A 14684-nucleotide genomic window follows, 5' to 3' on the forward strand; every position below is an offset into this window, starting at 1 on the left:
CGCGGTGGGTCGGCACGTTAACGAAAAACCCCCGACACGGTGGTCGGGGGTTCGTTCGGCTCGGCGCGCTCAGCAGTTCTTGGCGGCCAGGGCCTTCGCCTCGCGGCGGCGGCGGTGCAGGATCGGCTCGGTGTAGCCGTTCGGCTGCTTGGTGCCCTCGAGCACCAGTTCCTTGGCGGCCTGGAAGGCGATGCTGCTCGCGAAATCCGGTGCCATGGGGCGGTAGTTCGGGTCGCCCGTGTTCTGCCGGTCGACCACCGGAGCCATCCGCTCCAGGCTGGCCACCACCTCGTCGGCGGTGATCACCTTGTGGCGCAGCCAGTTCGCCATCAGCTGGCTCGAAATGCGCAGCGTCGCACGGTCTTCCATCAGTGCGACATCCTTGATGTCGGGCACCTTGGAACAGCCGACGCCCTGATCGATCCAGCGCACCACGTAGCCGAGGATGGACTGGGAGTTGTTGTCCAGCTCCTGGCGCTTCTCCTCGGCGGACCAGTTCGGCTCGGCCGCCAACGGGATCTCCAGGATCTGGTCGACGCTCGCGCGCGGGCCGCCCTTGGCGATTTCGCGCTGCCGGGCGAACACGTCCACCTGGTGGTAGTGGGTGGCGTGCAGGGTGGCGGCAGTGGGCGATGGCACCCAGGCGGTGTTGGCGCCGGCCTTCGGGTGGCCGATCTTCTGGGTCAGCATGTCGGCCATCAGGTCCGGCATGGCCCACATGCCCTTGCCGATCTGCGCCTTGCCGGGCAGGCCGGTGGCCAGACCGGTGTCGACGTTCCAGTCCTCGTAGGACAGGATCCACTGCTGGGTCTTCATCTCGGCCTTGCGGACCATCGGCCCGGCCTCCATGGAGGTGTGGATCTCGTCGCCGGTGCGGTCGAGGAAGCCGGTGTTGATGAAGACGACCCGCTCCTTGGCGGCCAGGATGCTGGCCTTCAGATTGACCGTGGTGCGGCGCTCCTCGTCCATGATGCCGACCTTGAGCGTGTTGCGGTCGAGGCCGAGCACGTCCTCGATCCGGCCGAACAGCTCGTTGGTGAAGGCCACCTCGTCCGGGCCGTGCATCTTCGGCTTCACGATGTAGACCGAACCGGTGCGGCTGTTGGTGAGTTTCGCGTCGCCGCGCAGCGAGTGGGTGGCGATCAGCGAGGTGACCAGGCCGTCCATGATGCCTTCGGGCACCTCGTTGCCGTCCTTGTCGAGGATGGCGTCGGAGGTCATCAGGTGGCCGACATTGCGCACGAACAGCAGCGAACGGCCGTGCAGCACCAGCTCACCGCCGTCGAGCGCGGTGTACACCCGGTCCGGGTTCATGGTGCGGGTGAAGGTCTTGCCGCCCTTGCTGACCGTCTCGGCGAGATCGCCCTTCATCAGGCCGAGCCAGTTGTGGTAGCAGAGCACCTTGTCCTCGGCGTCGACCGCGGCGACCGAATCCTCGAAGTCCATGATCGTGGTGACCGCGGATTCCAGCACGATGTCCTTGACGCCCGCGTTGTCGGTGCTGCCGATCGGGGAGGCCGGATCGATCTGGATATCGATATGCAAACCGTTGTGCTTCAACAGGATCGAGCTCGGGTTCGCCGGATCGCCCAGGTAGCCGACGAGTAGCGACGGGTCGGCCAGGCCGATGGTGGTGCCGTCCTCCAGGGTGACCTCGAGTTCACCGTCGACGATCTTGTAGGCCCGCGAGCCCACATGCGAGCCGGTGATCAGGGTGGCCGCGTCGTCGAGGAAGTTGCGGCCCCACTCGATGACCTTGTCGCCGCGAATCTTGTTGTAGCCGCTGCCCTTTTCGGCGCCGTTGGCCTCGGAGATGGCGTCGGTGCCGTAGAGCGCGTCGTAGAGCGAGCCCCACCGCGCGTTGGCCGCGTTGATGGCGAAGCGCGCGTTCATCACCGGCACCACCAGCTGCGGGCCCGCGGTGGTCGCGATCTCCTCGTCCACGTTCTGGGTGGCGATGTGGAAGTCGGCCGGTTCCTCGCGCAGGTAGCCGATCTCGGTGAGGTACGACTTGTACGCGGCCTTGTCGTAGCCGGCGCCGGGATGTTCGGCATGCCAGGCGTCGAGCTTGCCCTGGATCGCGTCGCGCTCGGCCAGCAGGGCGCGGTTGCGCGGGGCGAGTTCGTCGATGACCCGCTCGGCCCCTGCCCAGAACGCGGCGGAATCTACGCCGGAGCCGGGCAGCGCCTCGTTCTCGATGAATTCATGGAGAACGCCGGCCACCTGGAGCCCGCCGACCTGAATCCGCTCTGTCATCTATTGCCTCACTTTGCGAAAGGTGGGAAAGACGCAGTCATGTTACCCGTCGGTAGTAGTACCGGGCTGTGTCGGGGGCCACGGCCGCGTCGTGCTGCTTCGTTCGCTCACACGCCGATGCCAACGGATCGATCGGTCGGCGTGTCGCACGATGTCGGCGGTCGGCCGGACAACTCCTTGATTGTATCGTCCGGTCGATTTAATGTACTGATCGGAACATTTAGAACTACGTCGCCCCGGTGGAACGGGATCCGGGGCAGGTAGGAGTGCGGGTGTCGCACACGGACAAAGTCGTCGTGGTCACCGGGGGCAGTCGCGGCCTCGGCCGGGAAATGGTGCTGGCCTTCGCGGCCGCGGGCGCCGATGTCGTCATCGCCAGCCGGAAATCGGCCGCCTGCATCGCGCTGGCCGAGGAGGTGAAGAGCGCGCACGGCAGGCGGGCATTGCCGGTGGCGTGCAACGTCAGCGAGTGGGCGCAGTGCGATGCGCTGGTCGAGACGGTTTACGCCGAATTCGGCCGGGTGGACGTGCTGGTCAACAATGCCGGGCTGTCGCCGCTCTACCCGAGCCTGGACCAGGTGACCGAGGCGCTCTTCGACAAGGTCATCGGCGTGAATCTCAAAGGGCCGTTCCGGCTTTCGGCGCTCATCGGCACGCGGATGGCGGCCGGGGACGGCGGCTCGATCATCAACATCTCCTCGACCGAGGCGGTGCATCCGGATGTGTTCTCCGTGCCGTACGCGACGGCCAAGGCGGGTTTGAACGCGCTCACCCTCGGCCTCGCGCAGACCTTCGCGCCGAAGGTGCGGGTCAATACGATTCAGTGCGGGCCGTTCGGCACCGATATCTCGAAGGCGTGGCCCGAGGAGTTCCGGGACGCGGCCGCCGCGCAGACCATGCTCGGCCGGATCGGCGAACCGAACGAAATCGTCGGCGCCGCACTGTTCTTGAGCTCCGAGGCCGCCTCCTTCTGCACCGCGGCGACGCTGGAACTGCACGGAGGCAGACGATGAAGGCACTGACCTATGAAGGGCCGCGGCGGATCTCGTATTCGGAGGTCCCCGATCCCGCGCTACCGGGACCGGATGGCGCGATCGTCGCGGTGAGCGCGGCCGGAATCTGCGGCAGCGATCTGCATATCTTCGGCGGGCACGGATTCGCCGAGGGAACCGGATACTGCGTCGGACACGAGGCGGTGGGGGAGATCGTCGAAATCGGCCCGGCGGCAGTCGGGTTCGCGGTCGGCGACCGGGTGCTGGTACCCGCCTCGGCGGGCTGCGGACATTGCGTACCGTGCCGCGGCGGCCTGATCGCCATGTGCGAGAAGGTCCGTCGGCCGATCGACGCGTGCTACGGGCTGGGCGGTGCGTTGCAGGGCGGGCAGGCCCAGCTGTTGCCGGTGCCGCATGCCGAGACCAATCTGGTCCGGGTGCCGGACGAGGTGAGCGACGACGCGGCGGTGGTATTGACCGACAACGCCCCGACGGCCTGGTACGGCGCGCGGCGGGCCCGCATCGCGCCGGGCGATTCCGTCGTGGTGATCGGGCTGGGGCCGGTGGGACTGATGGCCGTGCAATCGGCGTTCGTGCTGGGCGCGTCCCGGGTCCTCGCCGTTGATCTGGTTCCCGAGCGCCGCGAGCACGCCCGGCGGCTCGGCGCCGAACCCGTCGAATCCGAGCAGCCGAAGCGGGCGATACGCGAAATGCTCGGCGGCGGCGCGGATGTGGTGCTGGAGGCGGTCGGCGCGGACGCCACCATCGCGCTGGCGCTCGCGGTGGCCGGACGGCGCGGCCGGGTGAGTGTGGTCGGCGTGAGCGCGAATACGGCCTTCCCCGTCAATATGGTGCTGGCCCAGGTGAAGGAGCTCGAGTTCCACATCGGCCTGTGCTCGGTGCAGTACGAGCTGCCGACGCTGCTGCGACTCACCGCCGCCGGGCGGCTGCGGCCGGAAGCCGTTGTGTCCCATCATCTCGGACTGTCCGAGGGCGCGGATGCGTACCGGCTCTTCGCGAGTCGCGATGACGGCGTCTCGAAGATCGTCCTGGATCCGGCGGGATGATGCGGCGCCGGGGCCGCCCGCCCGCCGCGGAATCGTCCGCGGCCGATACCCGGGAGCGGATCGTCGAAGCGGCGGTGGAGCTGTTCGCGGAGAAGGGATTCCACGGCACCGGCGTGGCCGAGATCGGCGAGCGGGCGGATGTGCAGCGCGGCGCGCTCTACTATCACATCGGGTCCAAGGAGGAGCTGCTCTGGCAGATCCTGCGGGATTACATCGAACGCATGCGTGCCGACGCCGAACGGATCGAGCGGACCGCGGAGGACCCGGTTACCAAGCTGCGCAAGCTGATTCACAGTCACGTCGGGCTCATCATCCGGTATCGGCGCGAGGTGGTCATCCAGTTGCGCGACGGCGGCGCGCTCACCGGTGCACGCGCCGCACAGCTGCAGGAACTGCGGGACGAGGTGCAGCGGTGCTGGCAGCGGGTGATCGACGCGGGCCACGCGGCCGGTCTGCTGCGCACCGGCGAACATGTGGTGACCAACAGCGTGCTCGGCATGCTCAACGCGGTTATCTACTGGTATCGCCCGCACGGCGGGCACACACCCGACGAGATCGCCGCGATACTCGCCGACACCGTACTCGACGGTGTCATCGCAACCCATACGAAAGGCTGATCATGGCTTGGGATTTCGAAACCGACCCGGAATACCAGCGGAAGCTGGACTGGGCGGCGGAATTCGTGCGGACCGAGGTGGAACCGCTCGACCTGGTCTATCCGAATCCCTACGACCGCACCAACAAAGAGGCGATGGCGCTCATGCGCCCGCTCAAGGAACAGGTGAAGGAACAGGGGTTGTGGGCCTGCCACCTCGGCCCCGAACTCGGCGGGCCGGGATATGGTCAGCTGAAATTGGCGCTGCTGAACGAGGTGCTCGGCACCTCGGTGTGGGCGCCGTCGGTATTCGGTTGTCAGGCACCGGATTCCGGTAACGCGGAGATCCTGGCGCACTACGGCACGCCGGAACAGAAGGCCAAATATCTCCAACCGCTGCTGGATGGGGAGATCGGCTCCTGCTACGTGATGACCGAACCCACCGGCGGATCGGATCCGACGCTGTTCAAGGCCCGCGCGGTGCGCGACGGCGACCACTGGGTGATCAACGGCGAGAAGTGGTTCAACTCCAACGCCGAATTCGCGAGCTTCCACATCGTGATGGTGGTGACGAATCCGGATGTCAGTCCGTACCAGGGCATGTCGATGTTCATCGTGCCCGCCGACACGCCGGGTCTGGAGATCGTGAAGAACTTCCACGTGCACGGTTTCAGCGAGCACGAGGGGCATCTGCGGTTCACCGACGTCCGGGTGCCCGCGGATCATCTGCTCGGCGCGGAGGGGCAGGGCTTCATCGTGGCGCAGACCCGGCTCGGCGGCGGGCGCGTACATCACGCGATGCGCACGGTCGCGTTGGTGCGCAGGGCATTCGACATGATGTGCGAGCGCGCGGTGTCGCGGCCGATGCGCAAGGGCCCGCTGGCCGGACTGCAGATGACGCAGGAGCGCGTCGCCGACAGCTGGATCGAAATGGAGCAGTTCCGGTTGCTGGTGCTGCGCACCGCGTGGCGCATCGACAGGGAACAGGATTATCTGAAGGTGCGCAAGGATATTGCCGCCATCAAGGTGGCCATGCCGAAGGTGATGCACGATATCGCGCAGCGGGCACTGCATCTGCACGGCGCGATCGGCGTCAGCCAGGATCTGCCGTTCGTCGACATGCTCAGCTATGCCGAGGTGATGGGCATCGCCGACGGGCCGACCGAGGTGCACAAGATCACCCTCGCGAAGGAGGTTCTGAAGAATTACGCACCGGGAGATCCGGTGTACCCCAGCGGATATCGTCCCGCGCTACGGGAGCGAGCGCTGGAGTCGGTGGCCCGGCGGCTCGAACACGTCGTCGGGAATCTCTGAGACAATCGCCCGCTAAGGGGTGTCGTTGAACTGACGAGCGGTGGTAATCGTAGACCCCTGTTATGAGCATTGTCGCCGATAGCTCCATAGACCGTATCGGGTTGGCCCGCCGCATAGCCGCCACCTTCCGCCGCGGCGTCGCCCAGCGCGACCGGTCCGGCGAAATCTCCGTCGCCGCATTCGATCTACTACGGGCGACCGGGCTCACCGCGGCGCTGGTGCCCGCGGAATTCGGTGGCGGTGCGGCGACGCACCGGGAGATGGGCGCGATCCTGCGCGAAATCGGTGCGCATGATCCGTCGACGGCGGTCGCCTTCGCGCGGCACTGTCAGCTGGTGGCGACCCAGGTGTGGCGGCATCGGCACGGGTTGGACGCGCGTGCCCTGTTCGAGAAGGTGGTCGACGGCGCGATTCTGGTCGGCACCTACGCGGCGGACTGGGTGGAGTCGAACGGGCGCGCCGAGCGCGACGCGGGCGGATACCGGGTGAGCGCGCGCAAGGAGCGGGTCGGCGGTTGCGAGGTCGGTTCGATACTGGTCACCAGCATCCGGCACGGTGACGCGCCCGGCGGACCCGAGGTGCTGCACTGCTCGATTCCGCTCGGCTCGACCGGCATGCGAATCGAAAAGACCGGTGACGCGGTGGGTTTGCGGGCCAGCGGCGGGCACACCGTGGTGCTCGACGAGGTCTACGTGCCGGATTCGGCGATCGAGTCGGCCCGCCCGGCAGGCGAGTGGCCCGCGCTGCTGAACGTCGTCGTCGGCTCGGGCACTCCGCTCGTGCTGTCGGCTTATCTCGGAATCGCCGACAGCGCAATCGATCTCGCGACCGCGCTGATCGCGGAGGAGTCCGCCGCGCACACCTTCCAGCTGGCGGGGGAGATGCTCAACGCGCACACCACCGCGGCCGACCTCATCGCCGCGATGTTCACCGACTCCGACGATCTGACCTTCGACGCGAGCGACGCGCACGCCGGCCGCACGCTGTCCCGCAAGACGGTCGCGGCCGACGCCCTGGTGAATACGGTCCGCCTCGCGATCGAGGCGACGGGCGGCACCGGTTATTCGCGCGGCTGCGATCTGGAGATGTGGTACCGCGATATGCACGGCTGTCTGTTCGACCCGCTGCCCCGCGCCGAACAGACCCGCTTCGCGGGCCGAACCCTCTTGGGCCACAGCCCAATCGGCTGAGATTTCCGCGGAGGGATGGCATGGGCACGCCGCGATGGTTCATCGTGGCCGACTTCGGCTGACCGGGCGGGCCCACCCGAACGAATTTCGGGCGGGCCCGGGCGAGGTCAGGCGGCGAGGCGGCCGCCGTCCATGGTGATGATTTCGCCGGTGATCCAGGAGCTGGCGGGTTCGGCCAGACGGGTGATCCAGGGGACGACGTCGTCGACCTCGCCGATCCGGCCCGCGGGCACTCGGTCGGCGTATGTGGTTCGGAACGTGTCGATTTCGGTGTTCGCCAGCCCGCCGATGGCCAGGATGGAGGTGCGGACGTTGCCGGGGGCCACGCCGTTCACCCGAATTCCCTTGGGGCCCAGTTCGACCGCCCAGCTGCGGATGAGGCTGTCGACCGCCGCCTTGGTCGCCGAGTACACCGAGGCCCCCGGTCCGGCGAGTCGCGCCGAAATACTGGACACCACAACGATATTGCCGCCCGGCGAGCGCAACAGCGGCAGCAGGCGCGCGGTGAGCAGGGTCGGTCCGACGACGTTGATCTCGAATTGTCGCCGCACCTCCGCCGGATCGAGTGCGTCCAGCGGGGTGGGGGCCCAAACACCGGCATTGTGCACGAGCACATCGAGCCGACCGCGCTCCCGCACGGCCTCCGCGATCGCCTCGGCGCCCTCCTCGGTGGCGACATCGGCGACCACCGCCGTGATGGCCGGATGTTCGGCCGCGACCTCGGCCAGCGGTTCCGGCCGCCGCCCGGTGACGAGCACCGAGGCCGCACCCTGTTCGGCGAAGGCGAGCGCGGCCGCCCGCCCGATCCCGGTGCCTCCGCCGGTGACGACCACATTCTGATCGGCAAAAGTCTTCTCGCCCAACGGTCCCTCTCCTGGTTCGATGTAAGTCGTACCTCCTGGGCAACTCGGCCGCCTTCGCGAGTATTCCTGGCCGTTCAGGGGAGGGGGTGGCCGCCGAGCTGATTCAGCAGCACGCCGATGACGCCCACCTCCTGCCCCTGCTGCTGGATCATCGATCGGGCGAGTTCCTTGACCGGTCCGGAGCTCAGCAGACCGTCCACCGCCTGGGCCATCGCGATACCGCCCTGATGGTGGCGCAGCATCAATTGCAGGAACAGCACGTCGGCATCGTGCCCGCGGGCGGCGGCGAGCGCGTCGAGTTCGGCGTTGGTCGCCATACCCGGCATGGTCCGCGGCGCGGCCGAATGCTGGTGTGCCGCAGGGTTATCCATCGGCATCCAGGCCATCGGATGCGGTGAGTCGGGTGCGGCGTTCGCCAGACGCAGCCAGCCGAGCATGGTGCCGAGCTCCAGCCGCTGCGTCTGGTCCAGCTGTGCCGCCAGCCGCCGCACCGCGGGCCCCGCGCTCGGATCCAGTCGCTGCACCATGATCAGCGCCTGTTCGTGATGGGCGGTCATATCCTGGGAGAAGCCGATCTCCGCCGGGTTCAGCACCGAGGCGACCGTCTGGTTCTCGGGTATCACGAGCGGCCGCAACGCCGCACCGAGCACCAGCAGGATGAGGGCGAGCGCGCTGTAGGCGGCGGGGCGAATCCAGTTGCGCATCATCAGGATCCGACGATCGACTGCTGATCGGCCGGCGGGGTGTACACGTCGTTGTCCAACTGCAACACCATGAATCCGTTGTCCGAGCACGCCACGTACAGCTGGTCGCCGCGCCACTCCGGCGGCGAGAAGCACCAGTCGGTGGACACATCGCCGAAGGCGAGGCGCCCGGTGCGCGGGGTCAGCGCGTCGTACGGGTTGAATTTGCCCTCCAGCACCGCGCGCACCGCGGCGGGCGCGCTCATCACCGGCACCCCGATGATGGAGGCGAGCGCGTGCGGTGAATTCCACAGGCTCAGGTTCTGGCCGGTCCGCGCCGGTGGGTTGAAGTAGGCGATCTCGTGGATGTTCCCGGGGTCACGCACATCGAAAACCCTTATGCCGGAAGAGATCCAACCGCAGGCGAGCGCGGTGGGGTTGTCCTGCCGGTCGGCCGCGCAGTAGTGCGATTCGTAGGCGAAGGCCGAGCCGCCCATCGAGGAGCCGATGTTCTTGTCGAGATTCTGCGGCAGGTTGATCTCCAGCTTGATCTTGGCCGCCACCTTCGGGTTGGTGTCGTCGGAGATATCGATGAGTTTCACGCCGCCGGAGCCGCCCTCGTCGACGGTGTAGAGATACGGCTTGCCGTCATAGGTCACCGGGACGCTGTGCTGGGTAGCCCAGCCGTCGGTCCAGAACACCCGGCCCAGGTGTGTCACTTGGGGATTCGGATCGCGCCGCTGCACCGCGCTGATATCGAGCACGGTGAAACCGCCGAGCGCGGAGATGTACATCCGGTTGCCGTCCGCGCTGATGCCGAAGCCGTGTGCCTCGATGCCGGTGAGCCCCTGCCACACCACATGCGGGTTCGCCGGATCGGAAAGGTCTACGGCACTGACGAATCCGGGCGCGATGCCCGAGGCCCAATAGGTGTTGCCGTCGGGGGAGAAGCCGCCCTCGTGCGTGGTGATCGGCAGTGGCATCAGCAGATTCGTGCCCGGCCCCTGGTTCAGCAGGCGCGGATGCGCGCAGTCGGAGATATCGTAGACGGATAGGTAGCCGACGCCTTCGGCGACCGGAACGCCGGTGCCCACCAACAGTTTTCGCTTGGCGTTGACCTTCAGGCTCTCCCAGGTGCCCGCCATCATGGCCGGTTCGGTGAGGTTCGCCGTCGGGCGCGGGTTGGCCGGATCGGATACGTCGAGCACCTGCACGCCGCGTCCCTCGCTGAGCAGATCGCCCGGGAAGAACGAACCCATATACGCACAGTGCTCGAAGCTGGTGGAGGTGATGCCCGCACCGCGTCCCGGAAAATTGCCGACCATCGACATATTGCAGCGGTAACCCTGCGTGCTGCGGCCACTGTCCCGGTCGGCCGCCGGAACATCGCCCTGCAGACCGGGTTCCGGCATCGATCCCGGCCCGCAGTCGGCACGCGGCACGGCCGTGCGGCCGACATCGAGAAATTGCTGCACCTGCGTGGCGATATCGGATTGCAGATCCGCGTTGGCGCTGCTCGGCAGCATCATCACGGCCAGCACGCCGATGGCTAGCAGTGCCAATGGTTTAGCGCGGCGCCCGCGCACGACCGACCTCATCGTCGTTGCCCCCAACCTTCTTTACTCAGTCAGGGCCGACTGGGACAGCCCCGAACTGACTGAATAGTAGTAACAGCCGGTAACTTACGCGGGGGTTTCGGCCGAATTCATTTGTTCGCCGAGATTTCCGGGAACGGTGAGGTGGGTGCGTCCAACAGCGGTACGGACCGATTGCGCAGGTAGCGATCGAACATGGCGGTCACGTAGGTGCGAATCACGGTGTGCGCGCGATCCGCCGGGATGGTGCCGAGCAGACCGGAAAGCAGCGGTGCTTCGGCGACTTGTCTGGGCAGATATCCGAGGTCGGAGAACGACCAGTGCCCGGCGCCGGCCAGCACGAGCTCGCGGGTCCAGCCGACGCGGCCCGCGCACATGCGATCCACGGTGCGGCGGCGGATATCCGGGTCGGCCCAGCTGCCGAAGATGAACAGCATCGGCCGGCGCGGCTCGGCCACGAGACCGGCGGCCAGATCCGACGGATCGGCGTAGCCGTCGAGATCGACACCGGCCCGGATTCGCGGATCGGCGAACACCGCCATGGTGCCGCCGAGCGAATGTCCGTACATGCCAACGTTTGTCAGGTCGAGCGCCGGACCCATGGGTAGTTCGGGGTCGCTGCCCCGCGCGAATGCCGTCAGCTTGTCGAGCACGAATCGAATATCTGCGGCCCGGGCCTGCGAGGACATCCGCATGATGTCTCCGACAGGATTGGTCAGGTTGCGGGAGTCGTACAGTTCGACGTGCCCGTCGGGAAATACGGTGCCCGGGAACGCGCCATGGGTATCGGTGATCGACACAACGGCATAGCCGCTGTCGGCCAGATCCTCGGCCAGCGAGGTGCCCGCCTGGGCCGGAAAGCTCGCGGCGGGCGAGTACAGCAGCACCGGCAGCGTTGCGGGGCGGCGTGCACCGGGGCGCCGACGTGCGCGCGGGCCGCCAGGACGGTGCTCGGCAGGCCCGGCAGAATGTGATCGGCCAGCGGATAGGACTCGGCATGCGTGGCCGGATAGTGGATCGTGACAACGAGTTCACGCGGTGTCGACGGCTGCCAGGGATCGGCGCGATCCGCATCGATCAGATGAAGTGTCGTGACACCGACCTGCAGCACCGGCGGCGCCGAAATCGGCTCGGCCGCAGCCGATCCGAACGGGCACATCGCCATCAGCGATACCGCTGCCACCCCGATGACCTTGCCCTTGCCCAACACTCGGCGACGGTGCCGAGGCATTCGAGTAAACACACACGCCCCCATAGAGATCCAACGACAGCAGCCTAATGGACGCTGTCGACGAAGTCGTCCGCAGACCCGCGCATTGCCGCAGCGTTGGCGGAGGTACGCCTAACCTGGCTACGCGGTCGCGAGGTAAGTGAGGTGGCAGGGGTGGTCGGGATCGATGAGGATCGACTGGCCGCTGATCCTGCGGCGCAGCGCGGGTCCGAACATGTGGCGGGGGAAGCTGTTTCGGCTCACGGCGACGCGCAGGCGATGACCGGTGCGGATGACCGCCTCGGTGACGTTGATGTCGATATCGATGTCGAATGGTTCGCCGGGCCGGACGGGTAGCACCGATTCGGCGGTGCACGGATGTTCGGCGACGAGCAGATGTTCGCCGGAACGAATGCACGCGGACTCGTCGACGGCGCGCAGCGAGGACAGCAGCGCGCCGCGGGTGATCGCGGCCGAGACGCCGTCGGGGGCGACGTCGGTGACGACGACGGACCAAAAGGCATCGCACCCATCGACTTCCGCGCGCAGACGCAGATTCATCGGTCCGGAGACGACCGTGTCGGCGTCGAACGGCGGTGTGGTGAAGGTGGCGGCGGCCACCTCCGCCCGGCGGTCGTCGGATCCGAAGCGTTTGCCGAACAGGGTGGCGATCCCCATCGTGAGGATCGCGGTGTTGTTGGACGCGATCGCCGCCCGCCGGGTCGGTAGCGGTATCCGCTCGTGCGTGTTCGGCGGTTCGGTGCGCAGTGCGCCGTCGCGGCCGGAATGTGGTGCGGAACCGCTGGTTTCGGCAGTCAGGTACAGGCGGCGCGGCTGCGCGAGCGGGTCGGGATAGCGGTCGCGGGAGATCCAGCCGTCGCCGAGCCTGCGCAGGGTGATCGGGCCGTAGCGGTCGATGCCGTTCCGAATTCCTTTGAGCCAGCGGTCGAACCACGCGCATTGCAGTTCGTCGAGCCGCTGCGGGCCGCCGGGTACGCCGAATCCGGACCCCGGCGTCAGGTGGTAACTGTCGTCCACCACAACCTGTTTGGCGCCGGGCGCGGTGGCGATGCGGTCGTACATCCGGAAATTGGATCTGTTGTAGACGTCGTGCCAGCCGCCGTGGATCCAGGTCGGAACGGTGATATCGGTGAAGCGCGCCAACCGCCGATCCCATGCCTGGTTCAAGAATCCGTCGGGATGGTTCTCGATCAGCGCGATATCGATGGCGCGGCGCGCCCAGCTGGCAGGATCCGACAGCCGGTCGCGCAGATACCGCCGCAACATGCCGGTGCGGATCAGACCGCCGAGGGAGGGAATCCACTTGGCCGCGTTGATCGCGGCGATCCAGACGATCATGCCCGGGGTCGGTACGCCGCCGGTGAGGCCGAGCTCCCGGATCGGGTTCTCACCCGCCTCGATGGCGAACACCGCTTCGAGCCCGTCCGGTCGCAGGCCCGCGGTGATCAGCGCGGCGATCGCGTCGTAGGAGATGCCGGTGAGCCCGAGTTTGCCGTCGCACCAAGGTTGTTCGCGAATCCACCCGAGTACCTCCAGATAGTCCCGCTGTTCGGTCTCGCTGAAGAAATCCCATGTCCCTGTGGAGGTTCCGGTGCCCCGCACATCGACCATGACGTAGGCGTAACCGCGCTTTACCAGCGTCGGGTTGACGCCGAGTGATTCGAGTGCGCCGCCGGCCAGCGCGTGGAGCGTATCGCGTCCGGTGAAGGTGCGCCGGTCCGACGCACCGACCCACTGTCCGACCAGCCGCGCCAACCGATACGGGATCCGCCGGTGAAACATCTTGTTGTACGGGGTGAAATTGACCACCGCCGGCAGCGCCGTCGCCGTCGGCCCGCTGCGATCGCCCGGCCGGAAGACATCCGCCGAAAGCACCACCCCGTCACGCATCCGAATCGGCAGATCGGACATCCGGTGCATGCGCTCGTAACGCTGCGGCCCGATATCGAAACGGGCATCGGCGGACAGCGAGCCGGCGGAAGTTGGCATCGGAACGGTCATCGAGGACCTCGCTTCGAACGAAATACCAAATCGTCTCAGACGGTACGGCTTTCACCGGCGCTGTGTCCACCCAAGATGCCGGGCGAACGCGCGGTGACTCCATTCACACCGGCTATACGGCACCGTATAGCGGGACTAACGTCTTGAACGCAACGGTATGGCGCGGGCTCGTGCAAATGGGAGGTCTGGTGGTCGAGGGGTCGGTGCGGGGCGAAAGCTCCGACGTGCACGCGATTTTCGGGAAGATCGCCGGTTACTACGACCGGATGAATATCGTCCTGACGCTCGGTGGTCACAGTCGATGGTGTCGTGAGGTGGTGGAGCGGGCCGCGCCGCCCGCGGGTGGGCAGCTGCTGGACCTCGCCACCGGGACCGGCGCGATCGCGTTGGCGGCGGCGCGCGGATATCCCGCCGTCACAGTGACCGGTGCCGACTTCTCCGAGGAAATGCTGGCTCGCGCACGAACCAAGCCCGGGGCGGACGCGGTTCGTTGGCGTCATGCGGATGCCATGCGCCTGCCGTTCGAGGATGAATCGTTCGACGCGATCACCGAAGGCTATCTGCTCCGGAATGTCGACGACCCGGCCGGTGCGCTGACCGAACAGTGGCGGGTGCTCAGGCCCGGCGGCAGGCTCGTCGTCCTGGAAACCTGCCCGCCGAGCGGTCCGGCCCGACCGGTCATGCGGTGGGGGATGCGGATTATCGTTCCCCTACTGGGCCGGATCGTGGCGCGCGACCGGTCCTCGTACACCTACCTCGAATCCAGCACACTCGCCTTCCAGCCGCCGGAGCGCATCGCGGAGACGCTGAGCCGGCTCGGTTTTCGGGATATCGGTTGGCGTAAGAGGTTCTTCGGCACGAATGTCATCCTCTGGGCCACCAAGCCGTGACGATATG

Annotated in this window: 12 protein-coding genes; 6 read left to right on the forward strand and 6 right to left on the reverse strand. The window is 67.1% G+C overall.

The genetic code is table 11. The annotated features are described in order from the left end of the window. Positions 1-69: 69 nt before the first annotated feature. On the reverse strand, positions 70-2256 hold the full coding sequence (locus F5544_RS20795) for a malate synthase G (RefSeq protein WP_167474736.1): 2187 nt from the start codon (positions 2254-2256) through the stop codon (positions 70-72). Between the two features lie 272 nt (positions 2257-2528). Here F5544_RS20795 and F5544_RS20800 point away from each other — a divergent pair, with 272 nt between their 5' ends. The 5 genes from F5544_RS20800 to F5544_RS20820 all read left to right on the forward strand — a co-directional run bounded on the left by F5544_RS20800 (position 2529) and on the right by F5544_RS20820 (position 7414). Then, positions 2529-3269: an SDR family NAD(P)-dependent oxidoreductase gene (locus F5544_RS20800; RefSeq protein WP_167474737.1), complete on the forward strand. Its 741-nt coding sequence runs from the start codon at positions 2529-2531 to the stop codon at positions 3267-3269. Then, on the forward strand, positions 3266-4315 hold the full coding sequence (locus F5544_RS20805; protein ID WP_167474738.1) for a zinc-binding dehydrogenase: 1050 nt from the start codon (positions 3266-3268) through the stop codon (positions 4313-4315). The genes F5544_RS20800 and F5544_RS20805 overlap by 4 nt, the downstream gene beginning before the upstream one ends. Next, a complete protein-coding gene (locus F5544_RS20810) occupies positions 4312-4932 on the forward strand; it encodes a TetR/AcrR family transcriptional regulator (protein ID WP_167474739.1) in 621 nt (206 codons plus the stop codon). Before F5544_RS20805 ends, F5544_RS20810 begins: the two co-directional genes overlap by 4 nt. A 2-nt stretch (positions 4933-4934) precedes the next feature. Continuing rightward, the gene (locus F5544_RS20815) at positions 4935-6224 is read left to right on the forward strand and encodes an acyl-CoA dehydrogenase family protein (RefSeq protein WP_167474740.1); all 1290 of its coding nucleotides are present in this window, start codon (positions 4935-4937) and stop codon (positions 6222-6224) included. A gap of 62 nt (positions 6225-6286) precedes the next feature. Beyond that, a complete protein-coding gene (locus tag F5544_RS20820) occupies positions 6287-7414 on the forward strand; it encodes an acyl-CoA dehydrogenase family protein (RefSeq protein WP_167474741.1) in 1128 nt (375 codons plus the stop codon). Between the two features lie 107 nt (positions 7415-7521). Here the strand turns inward: F5544_RS20820 and F5544_RS20825 are convergent, their stop codons facing one another. From F5544_RS20825 to F5544_RS20845, 5 genes are all read right to left on the reverse strand, one after another. Then, the gene (locus F5544_RS20825; RefSeq protein ID WP_167474742.1) at positions 7522-8277 is read right to left on the reverse strand and encodes an SDR family NAD(P)-dependent oxidoreductase; all 756 of its coding nucleotides are present in this window, start codon (positions 8275-8277) and stop codon (positions 7522-7524) included. Positions 8278-8351: 74 nt separating this feature from the next. After that, complete coding sequence (locus tag F5544_RS20830; protein WP_167479361.1) at positions 8352-8981, reverse strand: DUF305 domain-containing protein; 630 nt, start codon at positions 8979-8981, stop codon at positions 8352-8354. Positions 8982-8983: 2 nt separating this feature from the next. Next, positions 8984-10558, reverse strand: coding sequence for an LVIVD repeat-containing protein (locus F5544_RS20835; protein WP_167474743.1), 1575 nt, complete (start codon positions 10556-10558; stop codon positions 8984-8986). A gap of 107 nt (positions 10559-10665) precedes the next feature. Then, positions 10666-11442 (reverse strand): alpha/beta hydrolase family protein, encoded by a 777-nt coding sequence (locus tag F5544_RS20840; protein WP_167474744.1) that lies wholly within the window; start codon positions 11440-11442, stop codon positions 10666-10668. A gap of 464 nt (positions 11443-11906) precedes the next feature. Further along, entirely contained in the window at positions 11907-13775 is a 1869-nt protein-coding gene (locus tag F5544_RS20845; RefSeq protein ID WP_167474745.1) for a CocE/NonD family hydrolase, read from the reverse strand. Between the two features lie 155 nt (positions 13776-13930). On the opposite strand from F5544_RS20845, the gene F5544_RS20850 reads away from it, so the two are divergent. Beyond that, positions 13931-14677, forward strand: coding sequence for a ubiquinone/menaquinone biosynthesis methyltransferase (locus F5544_RS20850; protein WP_203217613.1), 747 nt, complete (start codon positions 13931-13933; stop codon positions 14675-14677). Positions 14678-14684 lie beyond the last annotated feature (7 nt).

Source organism: Nocardia arthritidis, from assembly GCF_011801145.1.
GTDB lineage: Bacteria > Actinomycetota > Actinomycetes > Mycobacteriales > Mycobacteriaceae > Nocardia > Nocardia arthritidis_A.